This window comes from Pseudomonas sp. KCJK9016, from assembly GCF_046231795.1.
Taxonomy (GTDB): Bacteria; Pseudomonadota; Gammaproteobacteria; order Pseudomonadales; family Pseudomonadaceae; genus Aquipseudomonas; species Aquipseudomonas bananamidigenes.
On the sequence record NZ_JBJJMM010000062.1, the window covers coordinates 1 to 1476 of the forward strand.

The following is a 1476-nucleotide window of genomic DNA, read 5'->3' on the forward strand; positions in this document are numbered from 1 at the left end:
ATCTGGTGGCGCGGATGCGGCACGTCGGGCTGACGGCCGATGTCCGTGTGCTGTTCAGTCAACCGACGCTTGCCGCGCTGGCGGCTGCGGTCGGCGATGAGACGGAAGCCGAGATCCCGGCCAACCGGATTGCGCCGGACTGCAAACACATCACCCCGGACATGTTGCCGCTGGTTGCACTGGATCAGCCCGCCATCGACCGAATCGTCGCCAGCATTCCCGGCGGCGCAGCGAACGTACAGGACATCTACCCGCTGGCGCCATTGCAGGCGGGCATTCTGTTCCATCACTTGTCGGCACCTCAGGGCGATCCGTATGTCTTGCAGGCGCAGTTTGCGTTTGCCGATGAATCCCGTCTGCGGGTGTTTGCCGAGGCCTTGCAGGCCGTGATCGAGCGCCATGACATTCTGCGCACGTCGCTGTTCTGGGACGGACTGGCAGAACCGGTGCAAGTGGTCTGGCGCCAGGCTTCGCTGGTGTGTGAAACGGTGGAGCTGGATGACAGCGAAACGGATGCACTGAGCCAGCTGCGCAGCCGGTTCGATGCACAGCAATACCGCATGGCCGTCACGCAGGCGCCATTGATGCGGGTAGTGCATGGTTGGGATGCGGTCAATCGGCGCGTGGTGGCGCTGCTGCTGTTCCATCACCTGGTGATGGATCACATTGCGCTGGACGTGCTGCGTCTCGAAATGCAGTCGGTCTTGCTCGGGCAGATACGACAATTGGCCGAACCGGTGCCGTATCGCACTTATGTCGCCCGCACACGTTCGGGGTTGAGCGAGGAGGAACATGAAACGTTCTTCCGCGAGATGCTCGGCGATATCGACGAGCCGACCCTGCCGTATGGTCAGGGCACGGTCGCGGACAGCGGCAACGGGCATGCGCAACGGTTGCTGGACACCGCGTTGAGCCAGCGGGTCAGGGCCAGGGCCAGGCGTCTGGGCATCAGCGCTGCGAGCCTGATGCACCTGGCCTGGGCCAGCGTGCTGGGGCAGTTGTCGGGGCGTGAAAACGTGGTGTTCGGCACGGTGATGCTTGGCCGTCTGCATGGTGGTGAAGGTGCCGAACGGGCGCTGGGCGTGTTCATCAACACGCTGCCGCTGCGCATTGATCTGAGCGGACATTCAGTGAAGGAAGCCGTACTGGCGACCCATCAGCGCTTGAACCGTTTGTTGCACCACGAACACGCGCCGCTGGCACTGGTGCAGCGTTGCAGCGCCATGGCGCCGGGCTCACCGCTGTTCAATGCGTTGTTCAATTACCGCCACAGCGGTGGCGGGGGTACACCGTCCGACGAGGCCGTGGCGGCATGGCAGGGCATGCAGTTGCTCGATGCCGAAGAACGCAGCAACTACCGCCTGAGCCTGAGCGTCGATGATCTGGGCGAAGACTTCAGCCTGACCGCGTTGACCACGGCCGGGATCGATGCCGGGCGGATCTGCGACTACATGGCGCTTGCGGTCGAGAGCCTGT

General features: G+C 63.6%; 1 protein-coding gene. It reads left to right on the plus strand.

Going from position 1 to position 1476, the window contains the following annotated elements; translation table 11 throughout:
• The coding region (locus ACK6BI_RS27970) for a condensation domain-containing protein (protein WP_409319658.1) at positions 1–1476 on the plus strand (1476 nt) is incomplete at both ends.